The sequence below is a fragment of the Marinitoga sp. 1138 genome, from assembly GCF_013363265.1.
Lineage (GTDB): Bacteria > Thermotogota > Thermotogae > Petrotogales > Petrotogaceae > Marinitoga > Marinitoga piezophila.
Map to the genome: position 1 here is coordinate 53,423 of NZ_LBFA01000011.1, position 26,137 is coordinate 79,559.

General features: G+C 25.9%; 28 protein-coding genes and 1 riboswitch. Of the genes, 20 read left to right on the plus strand and 8 right to left on the minus strand.

Annotated elements, in window-relative coordinates:
• Positions 1-16: 16 nt before the first annotated feature.
• The 4 genes from mutL to XO11_RS04500 all read right to left on the minus strand — a co-directional run bounded on the left by mutL (position 17) and on the right by XO11_RS04500 (position 3,609).
• On the minus strand, positions 17-1,900 hold the full coding sequence (gene mutL / locus XO11_RS04485; protein ID WP_014296393.1) for a DNA mismatch repair endonuclease MutL: 1,884 nt from the start codon (positions 1,898-1,900) through the stop codon (positions 17-19).
• A 1-nt stretch (position 1,901) separates the two neighbouring features.
• Entirely contained in the window at positions 1,902-2,624 is a 723-nt protein-coding gene (gene rlmB / locus XO11_RS04490; protein ID WP_014296394.1) for a 23S rRNA (guanosine(2251)-2'-O)-methyltransferase RlmB, read from the minus strand.
• A gap of 1 nt (position 2,625) precedes the next feature.
• Entirely contained in the window at positions 2,626-3,048 is a 423-nt protein-coding gene (locus tag XO11_RS04495) for a Mini-ribonuclease 3 (protein ID WP_014296395.1), read from the minus strand.
• A 147-nt stretch (positions 3,049-3,195) separates the two neighbouring features.
• Positions 3,196-3,609, minus strand: a complete 414-nt coding sequence (locus XO11_RS04500) for a hypothetical protein (RefSeq protein ID WP_254873301.1) — start codon at positions 3,607-3,609, stop codon at positions 3,196-3,198.
• A gap of 1,185 nt (positions 3,610-4,794) precedes the next feature.
• Here XO11_RS04500 and XO11_RS04505 point away from each other — a divergent pair.
• From XO11_RS04505 to XO11_RS04545, 9 genes are all read left to right on the plus strand, one after another.
• Positions 4,795-4,950, plus strand: a complete 156-nt coding sequence (locus tag XO11_RS04505) for a huazacin family RiPP peptide (protein WP_014296402.1) — start codon at positions 4,795-4,797, stop codon at positions 4,948-4,950.
• A gap of 17 nt (positions 4,951-4,967) precedes the next feature.
• Entirely contained in the window at positions 4,968-5,123 is a 156-nt protein-coding gene (locus XO11_RS04510; RefSeq protein WP_014296403.1) for a hypothetical protein, read from the plus strand.
• Positions 5,124-5,224: 101 nt separating this feature from the next.
• Positions 5,225-6,616 (plus strand): radical SAM protein, encoded by a 1,392-nt coding sequence (locus XO11_RS04515; protein ID WP_014296404.1) that lies wholly within the window; start codon positions 5,225-5,227, stop codon positions 6,614-6,616.
• Entirely contained in the window at positions 6,613-7,839 is a 1,227-nt protein-coding gene (locus tag XO11_RS04520; protein ID WP_014296405.1) for a 4Fe-4S cluster-binding domain-containing protein, read from the plus strand. The genes XO11_RS04515 and XO11_RS04520 overlap by 4 nt, the downstream gene beginning before the upstream one ends.
• Complete coding sequence (locus XO11_RS04525; RefSeq protein WP_014296406.1) at positions 7,840-8,010, plus strand: hypothetical protein; 171 nt, start codon at positions 7,840-7,842, stop codon at positions 8,008-8,010.
• 15 nt (positions 8,011-8,025) lie between these two features.
• A complete protein-coding gene (locus tag XO11_RS04530; protein ID WP_014296407.1) occupies positions 8,026-8,937 on the plus strand; it encodes an ABC transporter ATP-binding protein in 912 nt (303 codons plus the stop codon).
• A complete protein-coding gene (locus XO11_RS04535) occupies positions 8,921-9,553 on the plus strand; it encodes an ABC transporter permease (RefSeq protein ID WP_014296408.1) in 633 nt (210 codons plus the stop codon). Before XO11_RS04530 ends, XO11_RS04535 begins: the two co-directional genes overlap by 17 nt.
• Before the next feature lie 29 nt (positions 9,554-9,582).
• The gene (locus XO11_RS04540) at positions 9,583-11,238 is read left to right on the plus strand and encodes an ABC transporter ATP-binding protein (protein WP_175418219.1); all 1,656 of its coding nucleotides are present in this window, start codon (positions 9,583-9,585) and stop codon (positions 11,236-11,238) included.
• 87 nt (positions 11,239-11,325) lie between these two features.
• On the plus strand, positions 11,326-12,849 hold the full coding sequence (locus XO11_RS04545; RefSeq protein ID WP_175418220.1) for an AAA-like domain-containing protein: 1,524 nt from the start codon (positions 11,326-11,328) through the stop codon (positions 12,847-12,849).
• A 27-nt stretch (positions 12,850-12,876) separates the two neighbouring features.
• Here XO11_RS04545 and XO11_RS04550 read toward each other — a convergent pair whose 3' ends face one another.
• Positions 12,877-14,310, minus strand: a complete 1,434-nt coding sequence (locus XO11_RS04550) for a hypothetical protein (RefSeq protein WP_175418221.1) — start codon at positions 14,308-14,310, stop codon at positions 12,877-12,879.
• A 303-nt stretch (positions 14,311-14,613) separates the two neighbouring features.
• On the opposite strand from XO11_RS04550, the gene XO11_RS10600 reads away from it, so the two are divergent.
• From XO11_RS10600 to XO11_RS04590, 11 genes are all read left to right on the plus strand, one after another.
• A complete protein-coding gene (locus XO11_RS10600) occupies positions 14,614-14,739 on the plus strand; it encodes a hypothetical protein (RefSeq protein ID WP_014296412.1) in 126 nt (41 codons plus the stop codon).
• Positions 14,740-14,883: 144 nt separating this feature from the next.
• Positions 14,884-15,006 (plus strand): hypothetical protein, encoded by a 123-nt coding sequence (locus XO11_RS10605; protein WP_014296413.1) that lies wholly within the window; start codon positions 14,884-14,886, stop codon positions 15,004-15,006.
• An 84-nt stretch (positions 15,007-15,090) separates the two neighbouring features.
• On the plus strand, positions 15,091-16,401 hold the full coding sequence (locus XO11_RS04555) for a radical SAM protein (RefSeq protein WP_175418222.1): 1,311 nt from the start codon (positions 15,091-15,093) through the stop codon (positions 16,399-16,401).
• Between the two features lie 3 nt (positions 16,402-16,404).
• On the plus strand, positions 16,405-17,292 hold the full coding sequence (locus XO11_RS04560; protein WP_014296414.1) for an ABC transporter ATP-binding protein: 888 nt from the start codon (positions 16,405-16,407) through the stop codon (positions 17,290-17,292).
• On the plus strand, positions 17,276-18,016 hold the full coding sequence (locus XO11_RS04565) for a hypothetical protein (RefSeq protein ID WP_014296415.1): 741 nt from the start codon (positions 17,276-17,278) through the stop codon (positions 18,014-18,016). The genes XO11_RS04560 and XO11_RS04565 overlap by 17 nt, the downstream gene beginning before the upstream one ends.
• A 16-nt stretch (positions 18,017-18,032) precedes the next feature.
• Complete coding sequence (locus XO11_RS10610) at positions 18,033-18,158, plus strand: hypothetical protein (RefSeq protein ID WP_014296416.1); 126 nt, start codon at positions 18,033-18,035, stop codon at positions 18,156-18,158.
• Positions 18,159-18,400: 242 nt separating this feature from the next.
• Positions 18,401-18,516: riboswitch (FMN riboswitch) on the plus strand.
• A 117-nt stretch (positions 18,517-18,633) separates the two neighbouring features.
• On the plus strand, positions 18,634-19,818 hold the full coding sequence (locus XO11_RS04570; protein WP_175418223.1) for a bifunctional 3,4-dihydroxy-2-butanone-4-phosphate synthase/GTP cyclohydrolase II: 1,185 nt from the start codon (positions 18,634-18,636) through the stop codon (positions 19,816-19,818).
• A 2-nt stretch (positions 19,819-19,820) separates the two neighbouring features.
• Complete coding sequence (ribE, locus tag XO11_RS04575; RefSeq protein WP_175418224.1) at positions 19,821-20,285, plus strand: 6,7-dimethyl-8-ribityllumazine synthase; 465 nt, start codon at positions 19,821-19,823, stop codon at positions 20,283-20,285.
• 4 nt (positions 20,286-20,289) lie between these two features.
• Positions 20,290-21,351, plus strand: a complete 1,062-nt coding sequence (ribD, locus tag XO11_RS04580) for a bifunctional diaminohydroxyphosphoribosylaminopyrimidine deaminase/5-amino-6-(5-phosphoribosylamino)uracil reductase RibD (protein ID WP_175418225.1) — start codon at positions 20,290-20,292, stop codon at positions 21,349-21,351.
• A complete protein-coding gene (locus XO11_RS04585; RefSeq protein ID WP_075780440.1) occupies positions 21,336-21,902 on the plus strand; it encodes a riboflavin synthase in 567 nt (188 codons plus the stop codon). Before ribD ends, XO11_RS04585 begins: the two co-directional genes overlap by 16 nt.
• A 286-nt stretch (positions 21,903-22,188) precedes the next feature.
• Complete coding sequence (locus XO11_RS04590; protein WP_254873302.1) at positions 22,189-23,142, plus strand: asparagine synthetase A; 954 nt, start codon at positions 22,189-22,191, stop codon at positions 23,140-23,142.
• Positions 23,143-23,179: 37 nt separating this feature from the next.
• Here the strand turns inward: XO11_RS04590 and XO11_RS04595 are convergent, their stop codons facing one another.
• The 3 genes from XO11_RS04595 to XO11_RS10715 all read right to left on the minus strand — a co-directional run bounded on the left by XO11_RS04595 (position 23,180) and on the right by XO11_RS10715 (position 26,133).
• Positions 23,180-23,320: a hypothetical protein gene (locus tag XO11_RS04595; RefSeq protein ID WP_156865397.1), complete on the minus strand. Its 141-nt coding sequence runs from the start codon at positions 23,318-23,320 to the stop codon at positions 23,180-23,182.
• 136 nt (positions 23,321-23,456) lie between these two features.
• Positions 23,457-24,878 (minus strand): hypothetical protein, encoded by a 1,422-nt coding sequence (locus tag XO11_RS04600; protein WP_175418226.1) that lies wholly within the window; start codon positions 24,876-24,878, stop codon positions 23,457-23,459.
• 10 nt (positions 24,879-24,888) lie between these two features.
• Positions 24,889-26,133: a DUF58 domain-containing protein gene (locus XO11_RS10715; RefSeq protein WP_175418227.1), complete on the minus strand. Its 1,245-nt coding sequence runs from the start codon at positions 26,131-26,133 to the stop codon at positions 24,889-24,891.
• Positions 26,134-26,137: the final 4 nt, after the last annotated feature.

The following is a 26,137-nucleotide window of genomic DNA, read 5'->3' on the forward strand; positions in this document are numbered from 1 at the left end:
CAGATTTGTTTTTTTATTATGTTCTTTCAAAAAAATCGTCTATTTTTTTTATTTTCAATTCCATTGCAATTGGTCTTCCGTGAGGACAGGTTAAAATGTTGTATTCTATTATTTTAGAAATTAATGTTTCCAAACCCACAGGATCATCACCCGTTTTTACTGCTGCTCTACATGACATAGTTGCTATAACATTATCAAAAATCTTTTTTTCATTTTCTATACCTTCAAGTCTTAACTCATCAAGAATTTCTATAACTGTTTTTTCTGGCTCGTTTATTTTAATGTTAGAAGGCATTCCTTTTATATAGTAATCTTCATTAATTTTTGAAATTTCAAAACCAAGCTTTCTAACCCTTTCAATATTATTTTCCAATATGTCCTTTCTCACAGCATCTAAATTCAATTTTATAGGTATCATCATAAATTGCGTTGTTATATTTCCATTTTCAATAAACTCTTTTTTTAAATCCTCATAAATAACCCTTTCATGTGCTGCATGAAAATCTATAAAATATAAGGCATCCTTAACCTCCAAAAGAATATATCTATTAGCAAGCAATCCTAATATCCTATACTGAGAAAAATCCTTTGTTTCTTCTACATAATTCCTATTTTCTGAAATATTATTTTTTGAGCTATGCTCAATTATGCTTTCTTTTTTTATCCTTTCAGGTGATATTAAATTTTTAATTGGATTAGTTCTTTCATAATTCATATTTAATCCTGGTTTTTCGGTATTTTCCCGTTTTATATTAAATGTCTTATATTCAATTGTTTCTTCTTTTAAAGCGTATTCATTTTTGTTTTCCTTCTCATAATTAATTATATTCTGATTTAAATTTATTTGATTATTTTCAATATCTGAATTTAGGTTATTTTCTTCATGCTTTTCAATAGAAATCTGCATTTTAAATTTTGTTTCATTAAGAAGTGTTTGCCTTACAAGCCGCTTAAATGCATTATATAATATCTTTGATTCTGAAATCTTTACTTCTAATTTTTGAGGATGAACATTGACATCAACTTCAGATGGATCAATCTCAAAAAACACAATTCCATATGGATGTCTTCTTGATTCGAGCATTTCGCCATATCCTGCTTCAAAAACTGCGAACAACTCTCCTGAACGTATATATCTATTATTGACAAAGAATATTTGTGCGCTTCTGTTGTTCCTTGTAACCCTTGGATGTGATATATATCCTTTTATTTTATACCAGTTTTCTTCAAAATTTAATTCAAAAAAATCTTCCTCTTTTGTTTCCGGAAAAACAGTATTTATTTTTTGTATAAGCGGTGTATCTTTCTGTATATTATAAATGTTCTTTTTGTCTTTTATAAACTTAATTCCTACATTTGTGGCAAATATAAATTTTTCTATTATTTCAGTTACCATTCTTCCTTCAACAGCAGAAGATTTTAAAAATTTTCTTCGTGCTGGAAGATTAAAAAAGAGATCTTTTACTTCTATTGTTGTACCATACGGTGCCATTACTTTTTTTACATTAATAGGCTCAGAACCAACAAATTCTACTGCTGTAGCTATTTCATCACTTTTTCTTCTTGAAGTTATTTTCATTCTGGAAACCCTTGATATTGCTGCCAGAGCTTCTCCTCTAAACCCATATGTATGTATTGAATATAAATCTTCAACATCCTTTATTTTGCTTGTGGTATGTGGTTGAACTGCCAATAATATCTCATCTTCCGACATTCCTATTCCATTATCTGAAATTTTTATATATGTTTTTCCTCCATCCTGTATTTCAACAGTAATTTCATCTGCATGTGCATCAATTGAATTTTCAAATAATTCCTTTACAACTGCAAAGGTACCTGTTACTACTTCTCCAGCAGCTATTTTCATTATTACCGATTGTGGCAATTTAATTATTGCCATATTACTCGCCCCTCTTTTGTTTATATATTTCAAACAATAATATTCCAGCACTTACTGAAACATTTAGGGAATCTACATCATTTGCCATTGGAATTGAAATTAATGCATCACATTTTGATTTTACCTTTTCCCTTATTCCACTTCCTTCATTTCCCATAACAAGAGCAACCTTTCCTGTTAAATCGGTTTTATAATATACATTATTACTCATATCTGCACCATAAACCCAATATCCCTGCTTTTTTATTTCCTCAATAAACCTTGATAAATTGGTTACTTTCAATATTGGAATCCTAAAAGCCAATCCCACAGATACTTTTATAACTGTCGGAGTAACTTCAACGGAATTATCCTTTGGAATTACTATTAAATCAGCATCTGCCGCTATTGAAGATCTAATTATTGCTCCAAAATTGTGTGGATCCTGTAATTGATCAAGTATAACTATTGTGGCATCTTCTCTTAATGTTTCAAGTATCTCCTCATCCGCATATCTAAATTCTTTTCCAATATCTATAACAACGCCCTGATGTTTTGATATTCCTGACATTTTCTGCAATACCTTATCAGGCGCAAAAGAATAAGGATACTTGTTTTTTTCTGCAAGATTAATTAAATCGTTTAGTGTTTTATCCACTTTTTTGCTATCAGTAAAAAATATATTCTTAACGGGATACTTTGCTTTTATTATTTCCTTCAATACATTTCTTCCATAAACATACATTTTATTCTCTCTCCTTTAATAATTTTTTTGATTTTTCAAGTATATCGTTTAATCTAATATAATCCTTTTTCAAGAACAGATAGCCTATTACCGTTTCAAAAGCCGTTGCTTTTCTGTATTCAGGATCATTTCCTCTCTTTTTTGCACCCTTTGAATTTAATCCTCTTTTATATATATCAAATTCTTCTTCAGTAAAAACGTCTTTTAATTGATCTACAATTTTTGATTGAGCAGAAGCGCTTATATAATTTTTGGTTTCATTATGCAAACGCCCTGCTTTTTTTCTTCCATTATCTATTATATAATTAATAAAATATAGATTTAAAACAGCATCTCCAATATATGCAAATGTATCAACAGGTACTTCTTTTAAATCTCTAATATTATTTTGAAATAAACTTTCAAGCCCTTCAAACTCTTGCATTATCAGTCTCCTCTCATAATTTTATGCATCTTCATTATATCATAATTTATAATTATATTATTCTATTTAAAAACAGAAATTATGTAAATTTAATATATAATTTATAGAAAATAAATTAAAATAGTTCTTCCAGAAATTCTGGAAGAACTATTTTAAAAATCCCTCAATAATATCATCAATCAAAACTCTTTCATCATCTTCAAAAGAGTAATAACCAAGAGCAACACGCTTATAACCTAAACCATATTTAAGAGCAAAATCACGAACCTTACCTTTTGGATAAGGAGTAATGGGCCATTTAATATCGTATCGAACGCAATTTCTTAAAAACACATCAAAAAGTCTCGTTTCCTCATCACTGAGCTTAAAATAATTAAAAACAAATTCCTTAAAGTTCTTTGGTTTCTTAAAAAGCTCAGTGATGAGTTTTTTTCTTGCTAAATAAAATGGTGAAATATTATATTCCGCATCTTCAACATCTTCAGAATTCAATAATCTTCTTTCAGCTTTCTTCAAATCAAAATCACTTATCATAACATTAAAAAAAATACATCTTCTCATAATTAGCAGAGAAGAATTTAATAATCTTATCCTCCCTTGCTAATTCTCTTAACATTGTTGTTGTCGAAATAACTTTATTTGCATAAAATAAACCTTCTAAAATATTGATAAATAGCGAATTTTTATTTTTGAAAAAACACTTGCAAGTCGTGTTGGAAAGGATAAAATAAAAAAATAAGATGAAAGAATGAAATTTGAAATGAACCCCGGAAGAAAATTTATTTTCTAATAATCAGGGCATTTTTTATAAAAATCATAAAATAAATTAATGATTATTGTCCTTTGAATTAAACAAAAAAAATAACAATAAAAATATATCAGATGATATAATAATTATGTAAATTTATCGAATTTGTCAAAATAAAAATTAATTGAAATTTTACTGGAATTTTACATTATATATTGACATCTTTTTTTTTTTTTTCTGCTAAAATTATTGTGAATTAAATAAGTGAAAATAATATCTTTTAATTATACAATAATATAATATAAAAATTATCCATTTATTGGGTTTTATCTTGAATTATTAAGCTATAAAATTCACAATATTATCTTTAGTATTATTAAATAAATCACATAATGCCTAAATAAATTTCAAAAATAATTTTGAATTACACTTGTGCATGGTTAGAAATATTATTTAAATATAACTGAGCAAATTCTATAATCAAAAAATTTTCATTTCTCAGCCGGCTGAATTTTTCTCGTGCCAGATTTTATAAAAATTATAAAATCAATAAACATTGAAAAATACTTATAAGATGTTGTGAAAATCCTGTAAACAAAACATTTATATAATTGACACTATAATTTTTATTAATCTCTTCAAAAATAGAGAGAAAATAAAGTAAAGATTAAATAAAAATATTACAGGAAGTAAAACCGAAAAAAGAAGAAGAAAATAGAAAAAATGGAAAGAAAAATAAGAAAAAATCATGTAAGGAAACAAAAAAATAATAACCTTATTTGTTATTTTACTACTAATGTCAGCTAACATTGTTTTTGCTGGAAATATGATGAATATAAAATAGATTTAACCAATCTTCGTATCCAAATTGAGATTTTTAAGTGAAAAGGTTTGAGGTTAATAGTAAATCGAATGAATTGATATTACATATCTAATAAATTATGTATATCTTTTTATTTATCCCCCGGGCTAAATAATAATTTATTGGAGGAGATATAATGAAAATAGTTAATGATGAAAAAAATGAAAGTTTAAAATGTTTCGTTGTTTGTTCTGGTACATGTATTGTTATTTGCACTTTGGATACTCTTACACCGCTTTTAGATGCGATGGGTGTAGCAACATATGCTAAAGCAGAACAAACATCATTATAAAAGAGGAGTTGATTTCTATGAAAATAATTAATGATAATAACAAAGATGAAGGGTTATTATGTATTATAGGATGTGGAGTAATTTGCAGCATAGGATGCCAAACTGATTCCCCAATAATTCCTGTAATGGATGCAGCTGCGGGAATTTCTGGGAATATTGCTGCTATGGATTAAGATACTAAATTTTAATAATATTTTATATTGCCTGGGGGCTTTTTAAAAAACAATTTGATTATTCATATAATATGAAAACAATATACACGAGAGGTGAAATAATGAAAGGATTTTTTTTTAAAACAAAAAAAGGAAATGAATATTTTTATGATGATATTACAGGAAATGTTATATTTGTAAAGTCAAAAAATGATATTAAAAAATTACAAAGTAATTATCGAAAAAAGTATTTTTATGATAATAAAAAAATTAATGTTAAAAACATTAAAAATTATATCAAAAACAAAGGAAGTAAAGAATTATTTTTTATTGTTACTGAAGATTGTAATCTTAGATGTAAATATTGTGCATATTCTGGAGAATATTCTAACATGAGGACACATAATAATGTATATATGGATTATAATATTGCTAAAAAAGCTATTGATAAATATTTTTCTGATATTTCGAATACACAAAAAATAAACCCATATTTTATTCCAGCTATTGGTTTTTATGGTGGAGAACCTTTAATTAATTTTGATTTGATAAAAAAAACAATAATGTATATAAAAAATAAAAAATACAAATGTCATTTTACTATCACAACAAATGGAACTATATTAAACGATGAAATAATAAAGTTTCTTGCTGAAAATGAAGTTTCTCTTGCTTTTAGTCTTAATGGTTTTAAAGAAGAACATGATAGATTACGAGTATTTTCAAATCAAAATGGAACATTTGAAATTGTGTATAATAATTTATTAAAAATAAAAGAAAAGTATCCTTTCTATTATAAAAAATATTGTTCTATAATTGCCTGTTATGATTATGGAACAGATTTATTTAAAATGAAGGATTTTTTTGACAATAGTAATTTATCAGAAAGACTTATCAGACTTAATATGATAGGAAGTTCTTATACTAATTGGTATAACCAATACTCAAAAGAAAAAAAAGAAAAATTCTTTTCTCAAATGAGAAAACTCAAAAATTTATACTTCCATAAAATTAAAAAAAATGAAAATGATAAATTTTTATCTTTATTATTTGGGTTATCGTATTTTGCGATACTCAATAGAAATATAAATGTAAATTTATATGAAATTAGACCTTCTTTTCTTCCGTTTACAGGAACATGTGTTCCAGGAGAAAAAATAGCAATTTCACCTTCTGGAGATTTACATTGCTGTGAAAAAATTAATTATGATTTCCCTATTGGCAATGTTGAAAACTGGTTGGATTATTCAAAAATAGAAGAAATCGTGAAAAAATACAATAAAAAGTTAAAATCAGAATGTTTAATATGTCCTGTGTCAAGATTATGTCCTCTTTGTTTTGCACTATTAGCTGGAAATGGAGAATTTAAAAAAGATCCACCGGATATTTGTGAAAATGTCAAAGAAGGAATAAAAAAATCTTTCGAAGAGATTTGGAATTTACTGGAGGAAGGAGTTAATATATTTGATTTAATAAAGTTTTCAAAATATAAACAATGTGGGGTGTATATATGAAGAATAAATATTTTAAATTAAACAAAGATTATATTTTAGTTGTCGGAAAAGAAAATAAAGGTTTAATTTACGACTTAAAAGATGGAAATATGATAGAATTAGAGAAAACTTGGACTGACGTTTTAGTACAGCTAGAAAATGGCACTAAAGTTGAAAATGTAAAATCATCCTATACATATGAAGTCATAGAAAAAATCAAAGAAGAAACAATGGGAGAATTTTATGATAATTTTATATATGAAGAGAAAAATCGTAAAGGTACGATTTTACCTCCACAAGGTATGCAGAAATTACCACCTATAATTCAAAAATGCTATATCCAAATACCATCAGATTGTGATTTAAATTGCAAATTTTGTTTTTCCTTGAAAAGTTATCCGTGTTTTGTATGTACCAAAAGTTCAAATATAAATTCTATTGATTCAAAAATATATAAAACATTTCTAAATAAATTGTTAAATTTAAATGTTCATAACATAATATTTTATGGAGGGAATCCTCTTCCTTATATAAATACAGAAGACTTATTAGATATATGTTTAAATAATGAAAAAAGACCAGAAATCTGGATTTTACTTCATTGGATGCATATTAGAGATAATAAAATATTAGAATTAGAAAAAGAAATATACAAAAAAATAAATTTCTATATCATATTTTCTACAAGTGATATCTTTGATAAAGAAAACGAAAAAAATATTTCTTCATTTATGGAAACGTTAAATTATATAAAAAAATATACGAAAAATTTTGAATTAACTTTTGTACAGGATAGTGATGAAATACCCGAATTTGAAATTAAAGATACGCTGGAAATTATAATAAATAAGTATAAAACAAAAATATATATTTCAGAACTTTTAGATGAAAATAATAAGAGTTTTATGAATCATTCATTTATGAGAATAACTCCCGAAATTTTCTGGAATAATTATTATTATCATCCGTGTTTGAATGGAACCATAACCTTGAATGCAGAAGGAAAAATATTGCCCTGCCCATCAATGGAAAATGAAATAATTGGAGATATTACAGAAAATGAAAATATTCTTAAAGAAATATTTTTAGAAAACAAAATAGATAAATATTGGGAATTACATCTTGGAAAAATAGATAAATGTAAAGAATGTATATATAGATTTGGTTGTTTTGAATGTAGAGCAATAGAAACAAAAATAACTAAAAAATTAAATGGAAAAATATTATGTAAAGAAGGTGATTAAATGGAGTTAAGTGTATTTCTTATCATTATTACTGCTGTGATAATATATTATATTTTCAGAATAAAAATGGAATATGAAGAAGGGACACTGAAATATTATTTAAAAAGTCAGTTGAAACATTTTATAGTTATTATAATTATATTAACATTATTCTGGATAATACTAAAATAAGAGGAGAGGATATATATGGAAATAATAAAATTCAAAGGAGTAAAGAAGAGATATTATAGCGGGACAGAGGCATTAAAAGACATACATTTTTCAGTAAAAAGAGGAGAAATAATAGGTATAATAGGTCCCAATGGCGCCGGGAAAACCACATTAATAAAATTAATACTTGGATTATTAAAACCGACAGAAGGCGAAATAGAAATCTTTGGAAAAAACATAAAAAACATAAAAAAATTAGAAAGGAATAAAATAGGTATGGTGCTTGATACACCGGGATTATATGATGATTTAACAATAGAAGAGAACATAAAATTCTGGCAAAAAGTATATAAGAAGAACAATAATGAAATTTGGAATTTAATTGATAGATGGAAATTAACAGAAAAGAAAAAAACATTGATAAAAAATCTTTCGGCAGGAATGAGGCAAAAGGTTGCAATATTAAATTCATTATCGCATGATCCTGAATTAGTAATAATGGATGAACCCACATCAAACCTTGATCCTGAAGCCAGGAGAGATATAGTGGATTTTTTGAAAGGTTTTAAAGGAACTGATAAATCATTGATAATAACATCACATGATTTATTTGATATAGAAAGGATCTGTACGAGAATAATATTTCTCAGGAAAGGGAAAGTAATAGTTGATGGAACATTAAAAGAAATGAAAAAAGCATTAAAAATAGAAGATAAAGTAAAAATTATAGTTAGTCAAAAAATACCTGAAAGAATAATAAGAGAAAACAACATAAATCTATCTGATGAAAAAACAACAATTATACCAGAAGAAAAGCTTGATAAAATATTGGAAATATTCAGAAAAGAAGGAATTGATGTAAAAAGAATAGAAGACGAAAAAACAACACTTGAAGACATGTATATCTCAATTGTCAGGGAGGATGAAGAAAATGTGGGCTATAATTGAAAAAGAATTAAAAACATTTTTTCGTAAAAAGAAAGAAAGAAATTTATTTTTTATAGCAATGATAATATGGGCAGTAACAATACATTCAGGAAAAAAACATATATACAATCCATATTTTACTGTATGTGTATTAGTTTCTTTTTTTATTCCATATATATTTGGATGGATAGCTTTTAATGAGGAAAAAAAGAATAAGAATCTTTTATATTTATTATCTTCCCCACTTGATATAAAAGAGGTGTTTGCAGGTAAAATCATAGCTTTATTTATATTTACAATAGGTATAGAAATTTTACTTATAGCAATAGGGATGATAATAAATCCATTTGCTGCAGGGATATATCCAACAGTTTCTGATTTAATTACATTAATTCTTACAATACCTGTAGGAATGACAGTAATAAGTGCCATTATGGGAATTAGTCTTATGATTCTGGATAATCCATTTATAATAAGAATAGTACTATTTTTATTAATTTATTTTTTTGCTTTTAAAGGCGAAAAAATAAAAGAAGTACTTATAATGTCTGAATGGTATTACATACTATTGGGAATATTACTAATAATAGGAATAATATACTTAACACCACTTATTCTTAACAAAGAAAAAATTTAGAAATGAATTTGATAATCAGGAGGAAAGAAATGGAAAACATAAAATTTCTCTATAAATACACAAAAGGACATAGAGGAAGATTGATGATATCGATGATAATGATGATAATATTATCGTATGTATCAATAATGCCAGCAAAATACTACAAAGAAGCGATGGATAATGGGATACTGACAGGTGATTATGAATATTTAAAAAAGGTTTGTATGACATTAATAGTGATATACGTATTAAAGAGTATATTGAATTATATAACCTCAAAAATATTTATAATCAGCAGTCAGAGTATAATATTTGAAATAAAAAAGGATCTATTAAAAAGGGTATTAAAATTACCAATGACTTTTTTTGAAGGAAAAGAAACGGGATATATAATGGCAAGAGTTGGAGAAACTGATAAATTACAGATATTATTTTCACAACAAACATTTAAAATATTGATAAGTATAATAGAATTTATAATAGTGTTATATATATTGATGAAATATAATATAAAACTGACATTAATCGCGCTGGCAATAATGCCGTTATATTATATAGTAACAAGTAAATTTATGGGAAATATATCAAAAATTTCAATGGAATTGATGGAAAAAGGCGCAAAAATGAGTGGGAAATTAGAGGAAAGTATAAGTGGAATAGAAGAAGTTAAAAATTTAAATATAGAAGAGAAAGAAACCAAAAAGAATATAGATTATAACAAAGAATTTGTAAAAACAGCGATAAAACAGGGAATATTATACTCAATAGGAATGGAATTGTTAACATTAATAAGTGCAATAGCAGGTGTAATAGTACTATTATATGCTGGAAAAGACATAATTTTTTCAGGATTTACAATAGGAGGATATATAGCCTTTGCAAACTATATAGGAAAATTATATGCACCTGTAATACAGCTAGGAACAACAACATTAACAATACAGCCGGCAGTGAATTCATTAAAAAGAGTAAAGGAAATAATGGAGGAATTAACAGAAGAAGAAAAAAATATAAATGGTGAAGAATTGACAGAAGAGATAAAAAAAATAAAGATGGAAGATATAGAATTTTCATATGATGGAAAAACAAAAGTATTGAAAGGTATAAATCTGGAAGTAAAAAAAGGGGAAAAAATAATAATAAAAGGACCAAATGGGTCAGGAAAAACAACATTGATGAAATTGCTATTGGGGATATATGATGGATATAAAGGAAGAATAATAATAAATGAAAAAAATCAAAAAGAAATAGATATAAAATCATTGAGAGAAAGGTTTGGAATAGTATCGCAGAAAATATTCCTATTTAACGATACAATAAAGAATAACATAATGTATTCATCAAAAGAGATAAAAGAAGAAAAATACAAAGAAATATTGAAGAAAAGCAATTTGGAAAAATTAATAGAAAAATTTCCATTGAAGGATAATCATATGATAACAAATAATGGGCAAAATTTATCAGGAGGACAGAAACAATTAATTGCAATAGCTCGAGCACTGGCAAAAGGAGCAGATATATTCATATTCGATGAAGCAACAGTGCATATAGATAAAGAAACAAAAGAAACAATAAAAAGGATAATAAAAGAGGAATTAAAAGATAAAATATGTTTTATAATAACTCACGAAGATAGTTTTGATGAGATAGGAGATAAAATAATAAAATTAAAAAACATTGAAGAAGTTTCTATGTTTGAATAAGTAAAGAAAATTGCTGGAATTAATCAAATGAGGCGAAAGCCTCATTTTATTTTGATATGGTATAATTGAAGAATAGGAGGTGGAACGATGAGAACATTTTGTACGTCAGGACCAGTTGATAAGAAAACATGCTATTATGTGGAAAGACCGGATATAATGGAAGAAGCGCTTAATCATATAGAAAACTGGAGATATTTTACAGTGTCTGCACCGAGACAGAGCGGGAAAACCACATTATTAAGAGATATTGTAGAAAAAATAAAAGATGAGTATTTAACAATATTTATTTCATTTGAAAGTTATGGAGAAAAAGATAAAGAAGATTTTCTTGAAACATTAGTGATGGATATAATTGATGATATTGAATATAGATATAATGAAAAAATAGAATTACAAATCCCCAAAAATATAGATAATATAAGAATATTACTAAAAGAATTATATAAAAAATTTGGAAGAGAGATAATTTTAATGATAGATGAATTTGAAAGATTAAATGAGGAGATAATAAATGAATTTTTACATGTAATAAGAAGTGTATATCATAAAAAGGAAATATATAAACTCAGAAGTGTAATATTAATCAGTGTAAGCTATTTAAGCGGAGTATTAGAAGACAACGCCAGTCCATTTAATATAGCAGAACATATGGAAGTACCATACTTTACAAAAGAACAGGTATATGACTTACTCTCACAACACGAAAAAGAAACAGGACAATTATTTGATGAAAAGGTAAAAGAATTAATATGGCATAACGCAGCAGGGCAACCTGGACTAACCAATGGTCTTGCATATGATTTAGTGGTAAAAAAAGCAAAAGGAAAAAAGATAATAACAGAAAAGCATTTTGAAAAAACATTATATGACTATATAAAAAAATACATAGACAAAAATATGGAAAATATAATATCAAAAGCACACGAAGAAAAAGAAATAGTAATGCAGATACTATTTGAACCAGAAAGCGTTGAATTTGATATAAGTGATGAAAGAATAAAATTTCTGTATTTACATGGAGTAATAGATGATTGTGAAGGGAAATGTTGTGTAAAAGTACCGTTATACTACAAAAAATTATATAATCATTTTAAGCCAAAAATAAACGGAGAAAAAGATTACATAATAAACATATATGAAAATCTATCAAAATACTTTACAAAAGAAGGAAAATTAAAAATAAACGAATTAATGAAAAAATACATAGAATACATAAACAAAAGAGGAGCGGTAATGTTCAAAGGAAAGAAACTATATGAAGGAGTATATCAATATAATCTTGATATATTCTTGAGCACATATATGGAAGAATTGGGAGGAGAAGTATTAACGGAGGTAGAAGTAGGAGGAGGAAGAATAGACTTATTGGTAAGATATAAAGAAGAAAAATATTTAATAGAAATAAAAAGGAATCCTGGTCCGAGAAAATTTCAACTGGCAAAAAAACAATTAGTAGAATATTTAAAAAGAAGTGGCTTAAAAGAAGGCTGGCTTGTGATATATTCAGAAGCAATAGAGGATTTCAAACATGAAATAGAAGAAATAGATGGAGTAAAAATCAATGTATGGTTTATAAAAACGAACTTTGAAAGTCCATCGAAAGTGAATTAAAATAACCCTTCCAGATTTCTGGAAGGGTTATTTTAAAAACCTTTCAATAATATCATCAATCAAAACTCTTTCATCATCTTCAAAAGAGTAATAACCAAGAGCAACACGCTTATAACCTAAACCATATTTAAGAGCAAAATCACGAACCTTACCTTTTGGATAAGGAGTAACGGGCCATTTAATATCGTATCGAACGCAATTTCTTAAAAACACATCAAATATTCTCATTTCCTCATCACTGAGCTTAAAATAATTAAAAACAAATTCCTTAAAGTTCTTTGTTTTCTTAAAAAGCTCAGTGATGAGTTTTTTTCTTGCTAAATAAAATGGTGAAATATTATATTCCGCATCTTCAACATCTTCAGAATTCAATAATCTTCTTTCGGCTTTCTTCAAATCAAAATCACTCATCATGACGTTAAAGAAATACATCTTTTCATAATTAGCAGAGAAGAATTTAATGATTTTATCTTTATTACCTTCAAAAATCAATTTTAAAATATGACTCTTTGTAAAAAATGGTTTTTCTATTAATGCTGTATATGTTGAAAAGAATAATATTGGAATATTTACTTCTTTTTGTTTTCTAAATTTAATAGTATTTTCTTTAAAATTCTTCTTTATTTCTTTTTCAAATTCTTTTGAATAAAAGCTTCTATTAAATTTCTTATCGAGATTTACTTCAGGAAAAATCTTTTTTAGTTCATTTACTATATTACATATTTCAGAAATACGCATATCATTATTAATCTTTTTTACTTCAAAAATAGTATCAAACCAGTTATAGGTATAATTTAAATCTTCGAAATAATAGCCAATATAATATTCAAGTAAATTAGCTGCAATCAAATCTTTCTCTTTACCTTCATTCATTATCCACCATGCTGCATTATTTAAACCAGAACATATCATTGTTGGATGTGGAAATTTCTTTGCAAGATTATATCCTTCTATAAATAATTTATATGCTTTATTATAATTTTCTTTTTTTATTTCTTTTCGCGCTTTTGAATATTTTATTATTGATTTTTCAACGTAACTTTCTTCGTAATTTTTACTCCATAATCGTATACAATCATAATTTTCTTCATATATTGAAACAAGATATTTTAATCCTGGAAAAATTATATTTCTTGCATTTTCAGAAAGATTTTTAATACCTTTTTTTAATTTCATATATTCTTTTTTTGATTCCTCAAATTTATTTTGTTTTAATAATATATCTATTTTTTCAAATCTTGCTAATTCTTTTAACATTGTTGTTGTTGTTGTTGTTGTTGAAATAACTTTATTTGCATAAAATAAAGCTTTGTCTAAATCTTCATTCCATATTGATTTTAATAATAGCAGATAGAATTTCAAAGATTCATCAATAATATATGGATAAATGTAATTAATAACCGTTCTTGAAAAATAACCATATTCAACTATATTCAGAATATCTTTTATAGAAAAATCCATTTTTAACCTCCAGGACACTGTGTTTTAATTATGTTGTTACTATCGAATTTTTAAAACCCGGGGACTTTGTTCTTAACATTTGTTTGTAACATAAACACATAAATAAAAAATCGCCAGAATCCTGAATATAAAAAATTTTAAAAAAATTTGGTAAGTTTGTGAGAAAATCATGTGTTACATGAATTAATTAAACTGTAACGAAAATCAACTTCTGAAACACTGATAAATAGCGGATTTTTATTTTAAAAAAAACACTTGAAAGTCAAATGGAAACTGGTATAATTTTTCACCGGAGGTGAAATAGTGAAAAAAATCATTTTAATAATAGGCATAATGATAATTTTAAATTCAATAATCTTTTCTGGAGATGAGGTGGATAAAAAATATTCAACTCGTTCTTTAAATCCTCAAATTGAATTTTTTAAATAATAAACAATCTATTTTTCTCTTTTTATATCTGCATAGATATTATATCAAAACTTTAAATCTTTTCAGCCGGCTGGATTATTCTGGTGCCAGAAACTTAATTACTATTATAACTTATTAAATATAAAAGAGCAAGGAGGTTATAAAATGAAAACCATTAAAAAATTTAAAATTTTAGAAATAGGAACATACAATGTTGAAGAACCTAATTTTTGTGGATTTTGTTCATTTTGTAGTCCAATATGGGGTAAAAAAGTATTAACTAAATAATTTCTTTTACCTGGATCCAGGTTTAAAAGATATCCCCAAAATATATAGATTTTAATTGTTTAAAAAAGATAAAAATATTAGGAGGTGATTATAATAAAATATTACACATCATTTTATAATATATATACTCCAATAAATGATAATATAGTCATTTTTAATACATTAACAAGAAATTTGATTTCTTTAGAAAAAGATTTATATGAAAAAATTTTTATTTCAAATGAAAAATCTAATAATATCTTAGTAGATGAAAAAAATGAATTATATAAATTAGATTTTCTAATAAAAGACAAACAAATTGAAAAAAAACGTATGAAATATGTACTTCAAAAAAATAAATATACAAAAGATTTATTTTCTGTTTTTATATCATTAACTGAAAGATGTAATTTTGAATGTACATATTGTTATCAAGATATAAATAATAAAAAGGAATTTTCTTATTTAACAAAAGAAAAATGGAAAATTCTATACAAATATTTAACAAATACAATTGAGAAAAATAACGTATCTTCAATGGCAATAGTTTTGTTTGGTGGAGAACCTCTTTTAAATTATGAGATTATTCCTTTAATTATTGATGATTTAAGAAATTTAGAAAAAAATAAAAAATTAAAAGTTTACATTCAACTTATAACAAATGGTTCATTATTAACAAAAGAAAGAATAATTTACTTAAATAAAAGGATTGACGGAATTCAAGTAACTATTGATGGCAACAAAAAATCTCATGATAAGTTGAGATTATTAAATGATACGGGAAGTTTTGATATTGTTTTTAATAATTTTGTATTATTAACTAAATACTTTGAAGGTGAAATAACTCTTAGAATGAATATAAATGAAAATAATATAAATAATGCAAAAGAATTTTTAAAATATTTAAAAAAAGAAAAAATCAATAAAAAAATATCAAGTTTATCATTTTCACCTATATTTTCATCCCAAAAAGAAATAAGAAGGTATGGACATGAAAGAAAAATAAATTTAGAATTAGAAAGCAAAATTGCGAATTTATATCTTCAAGCGGCAAAATTCGGCTTTAAAATAGATAAAGAATTTGTTGGAGGCCCATGTTCTGTGTCTCTTGATTTATCTTTCGCTGTTGATGAAAATTTAAATATATATTCATGTCCTGGAACTTTTTACGAAGTTAAAGAAGGATATATAGATGAAAATAGTAATTTAAAAATTAATAATTCTAAGTGGTATGAAAATATAAGTTATGAACCTGAATGCATAGAAAATTGCAATTATGCACCAATTTGTTATGGAGGATGTAGATGGATGGGTGGAAATAATAAAAAAGGTGTTTGTAAAAAAGCCTATCTAGATAAAAATATTCAAACGCTGATAAAAGCTTATGTTATAAGCAATTATCCTCTGGAGGTATAACAAATGGAAGAATTATTAAAAGTAGAAAAAATAAGCAAAACATATCCAAATGGAGTAAGAGCAAATAATAATATAAATTTTAGTTTAAAAACAAATGAAATTATTGGATTAATTGGTCCAAATGGAGCAGGAAAAACAACATTAATAAGACAGATTTTAAAATTATTGAAACCAACTTCAGGAAACATTATTATAAATGATAGAGTGAAAAAAATTGCATATGTACCGCAATTACCGATTTTCTTTCCATCACTTACAGTTGAAGAAAGTATAAAAATACCTTTAAAATTAGAAGGGTTAAATTCGCATGAAGTAAGTTATAAAGTAGAAAAAATACTTTATGAAACAGGATTAGATAAAATAAAAAAAGAATACAATTATACACTTTCAGGTGGTCAAAAAAAACTAATTATGATTGCATTAGCTTTTTCACAGGAACCTGATGTGGTAATATTGGATGAACCCACTTCAATGGTTGATATAATAAACAAAGAAAAAATATGGGATTTAATAAAAAAATACAGAAAGGGAAAAGGAATATTACTAGCAAGTCATGATATGAATGAAATAAAAAATTTGGCTGATAAAGTAATTATAATCACAAATGGTGAAATTATATATAAAGGTAAGATTGAAGAAATAAATACAAAAGTAAAAACACCTGTTGAATTAAATATATCAGTTAAAAATATAGAAAAAATAGAAAATCTTATTAGAAGAGAAAATATTGTATATAATTCAAATGAACATAATTATTCTTTATTCTTTTCTGAGTTATCAGAAGCTTTGAGTTTTCTTGAAAAAATAAAAAAAGATAATTATATAAAATATTTAAAAATTGAATACCCATCCTTTGAAAAAGGAGTGTATGAACTTGTTAAAAATATTTAATCAAATAAAAACAGGAATAGAATTAGAATTTAAAGGAATGAGAATGTTTAAATTTCAAATATTTGTAAGTATGATATTAATACCTTTTTCTTATTTAATAATTGTTTTATTAAATAAGAATTCAAATATAGATTATTTAATTAGCGGATTTATGGTTTCAATGATGATAGGAACATATTTTGGAATACTTTCTTTGAGAGTTTCAAACTTAATGCAAACTGAAGTTATTGAATTATATACAATTTTTTCTGTTTCAAAGACTGTAATAGTAATATCGATGGGGATAACATATTTTTTGTTAACGCTACCAATTTTTGGAATATCTTATATTTTCATGATATCAAATAATACAGAAAAATTTTTAAGTACCTTGGTACCGTTATTAATAGGAAATATCTTTTTAATTCTAATCTCCATAACAATTGGATTAAAAGTGAGAAATTATTATACATTAATGGGGATAATGCCTCTTGTGAGTTATATTTTAATAATAATTTCCCCTATTTATTACCAAATAAAAACTCAAAATATAATAGTAAAAAGTTTACTATTTTTGAATCCAATTACTCATATATTGAATATATTAAGAGTGGGATTAAATGAAAGCTATATAATTTTCTCCTCAAAGTATTCTTATGGAATAATAATTATTATTTCATTATGGCTAATATTTTATATAAATAAAAAATTAAAAGATATATATATTTTAGAAAAAATATTTTGATAAGGAGGTGAAATTGATGAAAAATAAGAATAAAAAAATTAAAATATTAGAAATCGGTAGTTATAATATTGAAGAACCAAACTTCTGTAAGTTTTGTAAATTTTGTAGTCCAATTGGTGGAAAAATAGTTTTAGTCCCCTAAAGAAAATATATTAATTAATATCGATTGAACGCAATTTCTTAAAAACACATCAAAAAGTCTCGTTTCCTCATCACTGAGCTTAAAATAATTATAGTTGGTTATAAGCTATTAGTAGTTCATTTTTCTGTTATTCTCATTGCTGCAAAATATATTGCTTTTATTATCAATGATTCATTTGTTGGGAATACGTTTTTATTTTTTTGTTATTTTTTTATAAAAATGTGATATAATTAAGAAAAGTTAATACTCTCCGGGGCAGGGTGAAATTCCCGACCGGCGGTTAAAGCCCGCGAGTCTTCGGACTGATCCGGTGAAATTCCGGAGCCGACAGTGAAAGTCTGGATGGGAGGAGAGAACAATATATTTATATAGACATAAATGCATAAATTTGCGTTTATGTTTATATATGTAATATATATAAAATCAGGCCCTGGAGATATCCAGGGCTTTTATTTTATTATAAGGAGGTTTTTACATGGATAAGGAAATTCTTACAAAAACATTTTTTTCAAACAAACCTATAATCCTCTGGGATAAAAAAAAGGAAAATGAAGCTGATTTTGTATTTCCAGCAGAAATGGCAAACAAGGATATTATTAATTTTTTAATATCCAATGGTAGAGGATTATTATGTTTAGCAGCTGAAGAAAAAGAGCTTTTACAAAGAGGTTTTTTTAAACTTCCTTCTAATAATGCTGATATACTTAATACCAATTATTTTATTAGTATTGATCATAAAAAAACAATAACCGGTATTTCTTCAAAAGAACGTGCAAAAACTATAAAATCTATCTCTGAAAATACCACAATAAACGATTATAAATATCCAGGTCATATTCAGTTATTAGGAAGTATCGGATTAAATAAGAGAAAAGGACATACAGAAAGTTCTATTGAATTAATGAAATTATTGGGTTTTAAACCTTTTTCTATATTAATTGAAATTTTAGATGAAAATGGAAATTCCCATAATTTTAATTATATAAAATCATTATCTCAAAAGTTTAAAATCCCCATAATTTCTGTAGAAGATATAGCCGTTGAAGTATTTAAAAGCAATTTATATGTAACTCCAATTTCTGAAGCAAATCTTCCTACACAATTTGGCTCTTTTAAAATTATAGGTTTTAAAAATAATTTTGATGAAAAAGAACATTTTGCAATATATACAGGTAATTTAAAAAACACACCTTTATTAGTCAGAATACATTCCGAATGCGTTACTGGTGATGTGTTAACTTCAAGAAAATGCGATTGTGGAAGTCAATTGCATCTTGCAATGAAAAAAATACAGGAAAACGGCTCTGGTTTAATAATTTATTTAAGACAGGAAGGTAGAAATATAGGAATCACAAATAAAATAAAAGCTTATGAATTACAGGATAAGGGTATGGATACAGTAGAAGCAAATGAAAAAATTGGTATGCCAGCAGATAATAGAGATTATGCAATAGCAGCACAAATTTTAAAATCATTAAACATTAAAAACATTATTTTAATGACAAATAATCCTGATAAAGTCAATCAATTAAAAAAATATGGTATCAATGTGATAAATACAATACAACATTTAGGCGAAGTAACGCCAGAAAATAAATTCTATTTAAAAATCAAGAAAATAAAAATGAATCATAATCTTTCAATTGAGGAGGTAATATAACTATGAAAATTTTTGAAGGTATTTTTGATGGAAAAGATTTAAAAATTGCTATTGTAATTTCAAGGTTTAACTCATTTTTTTCTGAAAGATTATTAGAGGGGGCTCTGGACGCATTAAAAAGGCATAATGTAAAAGAAAGCAATATAGATATTTTCAAAGCCCCGGGTTCTTTTGAAATTCCATTTATTGCAAAAAAACTAACAAACAAAAATTATGATGCTATTATAGCTTTAGGGGTTGTAATTAGAGGAGAAACATATCATTTCGAAGTTGTTGCCAATGAAGTTTCAAAAGGAATTGCTCATTTAAATTTAATATCAGATATACCAATTACCTTTGGAATAATAACTTCAGAAACTCTGGAACAGAGTATGGATAGATCAGGTGCAAAAGCTGGAAATAAAGGTTTTGAAGCCGCAATGGCTGCTTTGGAAATGGCAAATCTCAACAAGAAATTGAAGGTGTAAAAATATGAATCATGAATATTTTATGCAACTGGCTATAAATGAAGCAAAAAAAGGAATAGGAAAGGTGAATCCAAATCCCTTGGTGGGAGCTATTATAGTAAAAAACGGAAAAATTATATCAAAAGGTTATCATGAATATTATGGCGGAAGACATGCAGAAGTTGTAGCTATTGAAAATGCTAAAAAAAGAAATATCGATTTAAAAGGAGCCACAATGTATGTAACTCTTGAACCATGTTCTCATTTTGGAAAAACTCCTCCCTGTGCAAACAGACTGGTAAAGGAAGGATTTAAAGAGGTTTATATAGGTATGCTTGATCCAAATCCAATGGTAAATGGAAATGGAATAAAAATATTAAAAGAACACGGCATAAAAGTTAAATATGGCATTTTAGAAAGTGAAATCAAAAAATTAAATGAAATTTTTATTACATATATAACTAAAAAAAGACCTTTTATTGCTTTAAAATTTGCTATGACAATGGATGGTTTCATTGCTTCAGAAAAATTTGATTCAAAATGGATATCAAATAATATGTCAAGAAATTTTGTACATAAATTAAGAATTTACTATTCATCAATTTTAATTGGAGCTAATACTTTAATAAAGGATAATCCAAAATTAACCTGTAGAATAAAAAAAGGAAGAAATCCCATAAGAATTATTCTGGATAAAGAGGGAAAATTTTATGGTAAAAAATTAAATATTTTTATGGAAAAAGGGCAAAATATAATATTCTCAAATTCAAAAAAAGAAATAAAATACAAAAATACAGAAATAGTAAATGAAACAAACATACATCAAATTTTAAAAATATTATTTGAAAGAAAAATTGATAGTATTTTAGTTGAAGGCGGTGCAACAATTTTATCTTTATTTCTAAAATATAATCTTGTTGATAAAATTCATGTTTTTTATGCACCTAAAATTATTGGAAATGGTATATCTCCTTTTAATAATTTAAAAATTGATAAAATAGAAAATTCCATCAGGTTTAAACCTGTAGAAAATAAAATTTTTGAGAATAACCTTTATTGGGAGCTGATACCATGTTTACAGGAATAATACAGCATTTAGCAAAAATGAAAATTATAAATAATAAACTTATTATAAATAATCCTTTCAAAGATATTCAATTAGGGGAAAGCATTTCAATTAACGGTGTATGTTTAACTGTTGAAAAAACAGATGATAACAGGCTTTATTTTTCAATTGGGGAAGAAACATATAGAAAAACAAATCTAAGATATTATAATAATAAAATTGTCAATCTTGAAAGAGCTTTAAGATTATCTGATTTTGTTGGGGGACATATTGTTACCGGTCACGTTGATGGAATAACAAAATTTTTAGGTTTAAGAAAATCTTCAAATACATTTTGGATGAAATTTAAAATTCCTCAAGAAAAATGGGCTATTGCAACAAAAGGGGCTATTACAATAAATGGAATAAGTTTGACAATTGCAAAAAAAGAATTAGATACCTTTGAAATACAAATAATAGAACATACATATCAAAATACAAATTTGAAATTTTTAAACACGAATGATTTTGTTAATTATGAAGTAGATATAATTGCTCGTTATTTAAAAGAACAATCCGAATACATTTATTAACCAGGTAGTTGACATTGTAAAAAAAATGTAGTATAATAAGAAAAAATTTAATATATATTTTTTTTTCAGGTGGTGTTAGGTATGACGATAAGAACAATAATAATAAAAGTTAATAATTTCAATAATAATAATATCAACCAGCGTTGGTGGAACGCGAGGTAAGCTGTCGTTTGCTATCAATTCACCGGCGCTGGATTTTACCAGCGCCGGTTTTTTATTATCTATTTAAATTTAATGAGAGGGAGAGATTTTTATAAAATTACATTTGAAGGGAGAGGGTATTATGATGAAAGAAAGTATGGAAAGAAAGGTTGACACGGTATCATTGGTAAAGGAATATATGGAAAATCCTGTATTTAAAGACGCTACACTTATTCAAAGCGAAATTTTAAAAGGAATTAGACATGTATTGGATGAAAAAGGATTTGTGGAATTATTGCCTGTAACTGTTTCACCTATTACCGATCCGCTAAACCATCCACATTTTGAAGCTGAATTTGAATATTATGGACAAAAGTATTCAGTTACAAAATCTATGATTTTACACAAGCAGGTTGCTGTTCTTGTTCACAAAAAGATTTATATTGTTTCACCAAACGTTAGATTGGAAACAGAGGACAAAATGGATTCGGGAAGGCATCTATTTGATTTTGTACAAATAGATATGGAAATGTTAGAAACACCAAGAGAAGTTGTATTTGATGTAATGGAAGATGCCATTATCCATACAATAAAAACAATAAAAGAAAAATATCCTGAAATTATTGAAAAGTATCATCCTTCTTTGAAAGTTCCTGAAAAACCTTTTAAACGTTATACCGTAAAGGAATTAAAGGAAAAATATGGCGAGGACTATGAGAAAAGAGCTTCTCTTGAAGCAACTGAACCATTCTGGATGATCGATATTCCACTTTTAGAAAGAGAATTCTATGATAAACAGGATCCTGAAAGACCTGATGTTTTATTGGATTTTGATTTGATTTACCCTGAAGGTTATGAAGAAGCTATATCCGGTGGGGAGAGGGAGCATGAATACAAACAGATTCTAAAAAGAATGGAGTTAAAGGGAACTCCACCAGAGGCTTTCCAGGATTATCTGGAAGTTGCAAAAGCTGGTTTGTTAAAACATTCTGCCGGATGTGGAATTGGAATAGAAAGATTTACAAGATGGATTTTAGCGCTTGATCATGTTGAAAAAACCAGACTTTTTGCAAAAATTCCTGGAAAGCACTCTATCTAAATTTAAAAAAGAAGCCCGGAAATTCCGGGCTTCTTTTTTAAAGAATATAATTGTTTCTTGTATAAACCTCTAATGCTTCTTCTTTAAAGTTTTCTACTAAGTTATCAACGTTGTTTTCAGAAATTCTTTCAAACATGTTGTTTAATCTTCTGTCAAGATATCCTTTTATAATTTTCATACTCTCCCTCTCCTTTAAAAAGAATGTATTAAATATATTTTCAATTTTATTCTATTCCTAAATCTATGCAATTCGGTTTCCGAACTATTATGTTATTGTAATATTATATTGCATTATGATAAATTAAAACCCAGGATTAAATCTCCTGGGTTTTAAAGTGTTCTATAGAGCTATTTATAAGATTTATAATTTCTTTTTTAGACAGATTATAATCTTTGTTACCATATTCTTTTAATATAAATAAATCTGTTAATTTTTTGAACTCTTCTGGTGAATCTACTTTTCTTAGCAATTCATATGGAGTAAGATGCTGAAATTTTTCGAAGAATCTTTTTCTTATGTATATATATCCTTTATCAATTAAATAGGGTATATCTTTCTCATCAAATTTATCTTCCTTAAATTTCTCATTTTTTAATTCTTTAAATTTAAGATCTTCTTTCTTGCTATCTTTATCTTTTTTAAGTATTTTATAAATAAAATACGCCAGTATTAATATATTTATTAAATAAACATATCTTGAGAATTTTATTATTAGGTATGCAATTTTTAGTATTAAAATTTCTGCTTTTCCATTATATGTAGTTTGTGTTGAATTTGCTGCTATCGCATTATCTTCACGATTTATTGCAGTTGGTTCTTTTGAAATTTGTTTTTCAATATTTGATGTAAAGAATTCTGGTGTTTCTAATTTATATTGTAAAGGTTTAAGATGCGCTATTGTATTTAATCCCATAAATGTAATAATAAAAAATAAAGCAAGAGAAATGTATAAACGTTTTTTATCTTTTTTTGTCATATATTTATAAGAATAATATGCAATTACCAAACTTGATATTACCCCTAACACTAATACTCCTAAAAATAATTTTTCCTTTTGTGTCATGGTTTCCTGTGGTTTATATACCCTTGTGTATATTGGATTTGTTTCTGATTCTTTAAATAATCTTTTGACCCTTTCTTTTTTTTCAGTATTTTCATCTTCAACATTTATTTTATTATTTTCTATATTATTCTCATTTTCATATGTTTTATAATATTTTTTATCCATAAAGAGACTAAAATCTTTAAATGGATTTATACTTGTTTGAAAGGACACAAATGAAAATACAAAAAATATAGCAAAAAGTGTTATATATAATTTCTTGTTTTTTTCTTCTTTTAATAGTTCATATAAGAAATACAACAATACAGCTCCCACAAGAATATGATTAATTGTATTTCTTAGAATTACTGCTGCTATTATGTATACATAAATATATCTAAATAAATCCTTTCTTTCTTCTGGAAGAAAATAATTCACTATAATTATCAATGTAACATTATATGCAAAAAAAGGGCTCCTATCTAAAGCCATTTCAATGGAAAATGCAGTTCCAAATACCAGAAATAATGCGAGAAAGGCTATGTAATACGGCATATTCATCTTTTTAAACTTTTTAAATAATAATGTATAAATTTGAGTAACTATAAAAAGGGCTATAAAGTCTATTGCATTAAGCGGCAAAAGAGAAATTATAACTAATTGCTCAAATAAATTGCGAACTTTTTTATCCAACCCCATCACCTCAAATACTTGAAAAGACTTCTGTTAATGAATCATCTGGCGAAACTAACCTAACAATTATATGATTTTCTTCAAGTAATATTGCTTTTTTCTCCAATTCAATAGCTTCAACCCTGAAAATCTCCTGATTATTTACATCCAGTTTCCCTTCGGTTTCAACTCTAAAACCATATGGCATAACCAGCACAATGACTTTTGAAACTTTTGAACGCATTTTTATTAAATATGGAATTATTTCATCGGTTAAATGTATTGATATTATTATTACTGTATCTTCAAATGTGAGATACGGAATTTCTGATTCAAGTACTTTTTCAAGGTTTATATCACTATTATTATCCCCATATGCTGAAGCTATTGTATCAAAATATTCAACCCAATCGTTTGAAGATATTTTTTTTATTTCTTTTCCCAATATAACAAGGTTAAGGTCCTGATATTTTTCTTTTTGATATTTTACAATACTTGCGGTCGCCTTTAATGCATACTCTTCATATACTTTCCTTTCATTTTTCCAGAAGATATTTTCTTTCGGAATACCATCTGGCAAATTTAAATCAACAAACATATATACCTGTCCTGTTGATGTATGTGCATATTTTTTTACCATTAACCTGTCATATTTTGCCGAAATTTTCCAATTTATTCTATTTAATGGTTCATTATTGTATTCATCAATATTTTCAACATAAGTAACGTCTTCCAATACTCTTATATTAGATTTTTGAGCTGGCAATAACTTTTTCAAACTTTCTTTGTTAAACTCAGAATATATAAATTCCGGCAAAACTTCAACCTTTTTTTCAACGATTTTTGTTTTCCAGAATTCAAAACCCAATGAAGTATTGTATTTAATGCTAATTCTTCCTATATCTTTAATTCCTCTTGTCCCAAAGGATATATTAAAAATCAGTTTTTTTCTTTCACCTGGTTCAAGATAAACCTTTTGATTTAATGGTCGAATTCTCTGAAGTAAGTTCGATGGTGAGACAAGTAATAAAATACCATCATTAGAATTGTTTTTTAAATATATTCTGTATTCAAAGATTTCATCAATAAATGCCTTTTCATATTCTAATTTATATTCTATTTCTATATTCTCAATAATTGCTTTTTTTCTAAAAAAATCATACCAGATATATCCCAATAATGCCAACAATAGCAATGTATAATTGCTAAAATAAAATATATTTATTGTTACCCCTATAACAGAGTACCAGACGAGACCTTTTATTTTATATCTCACTTAT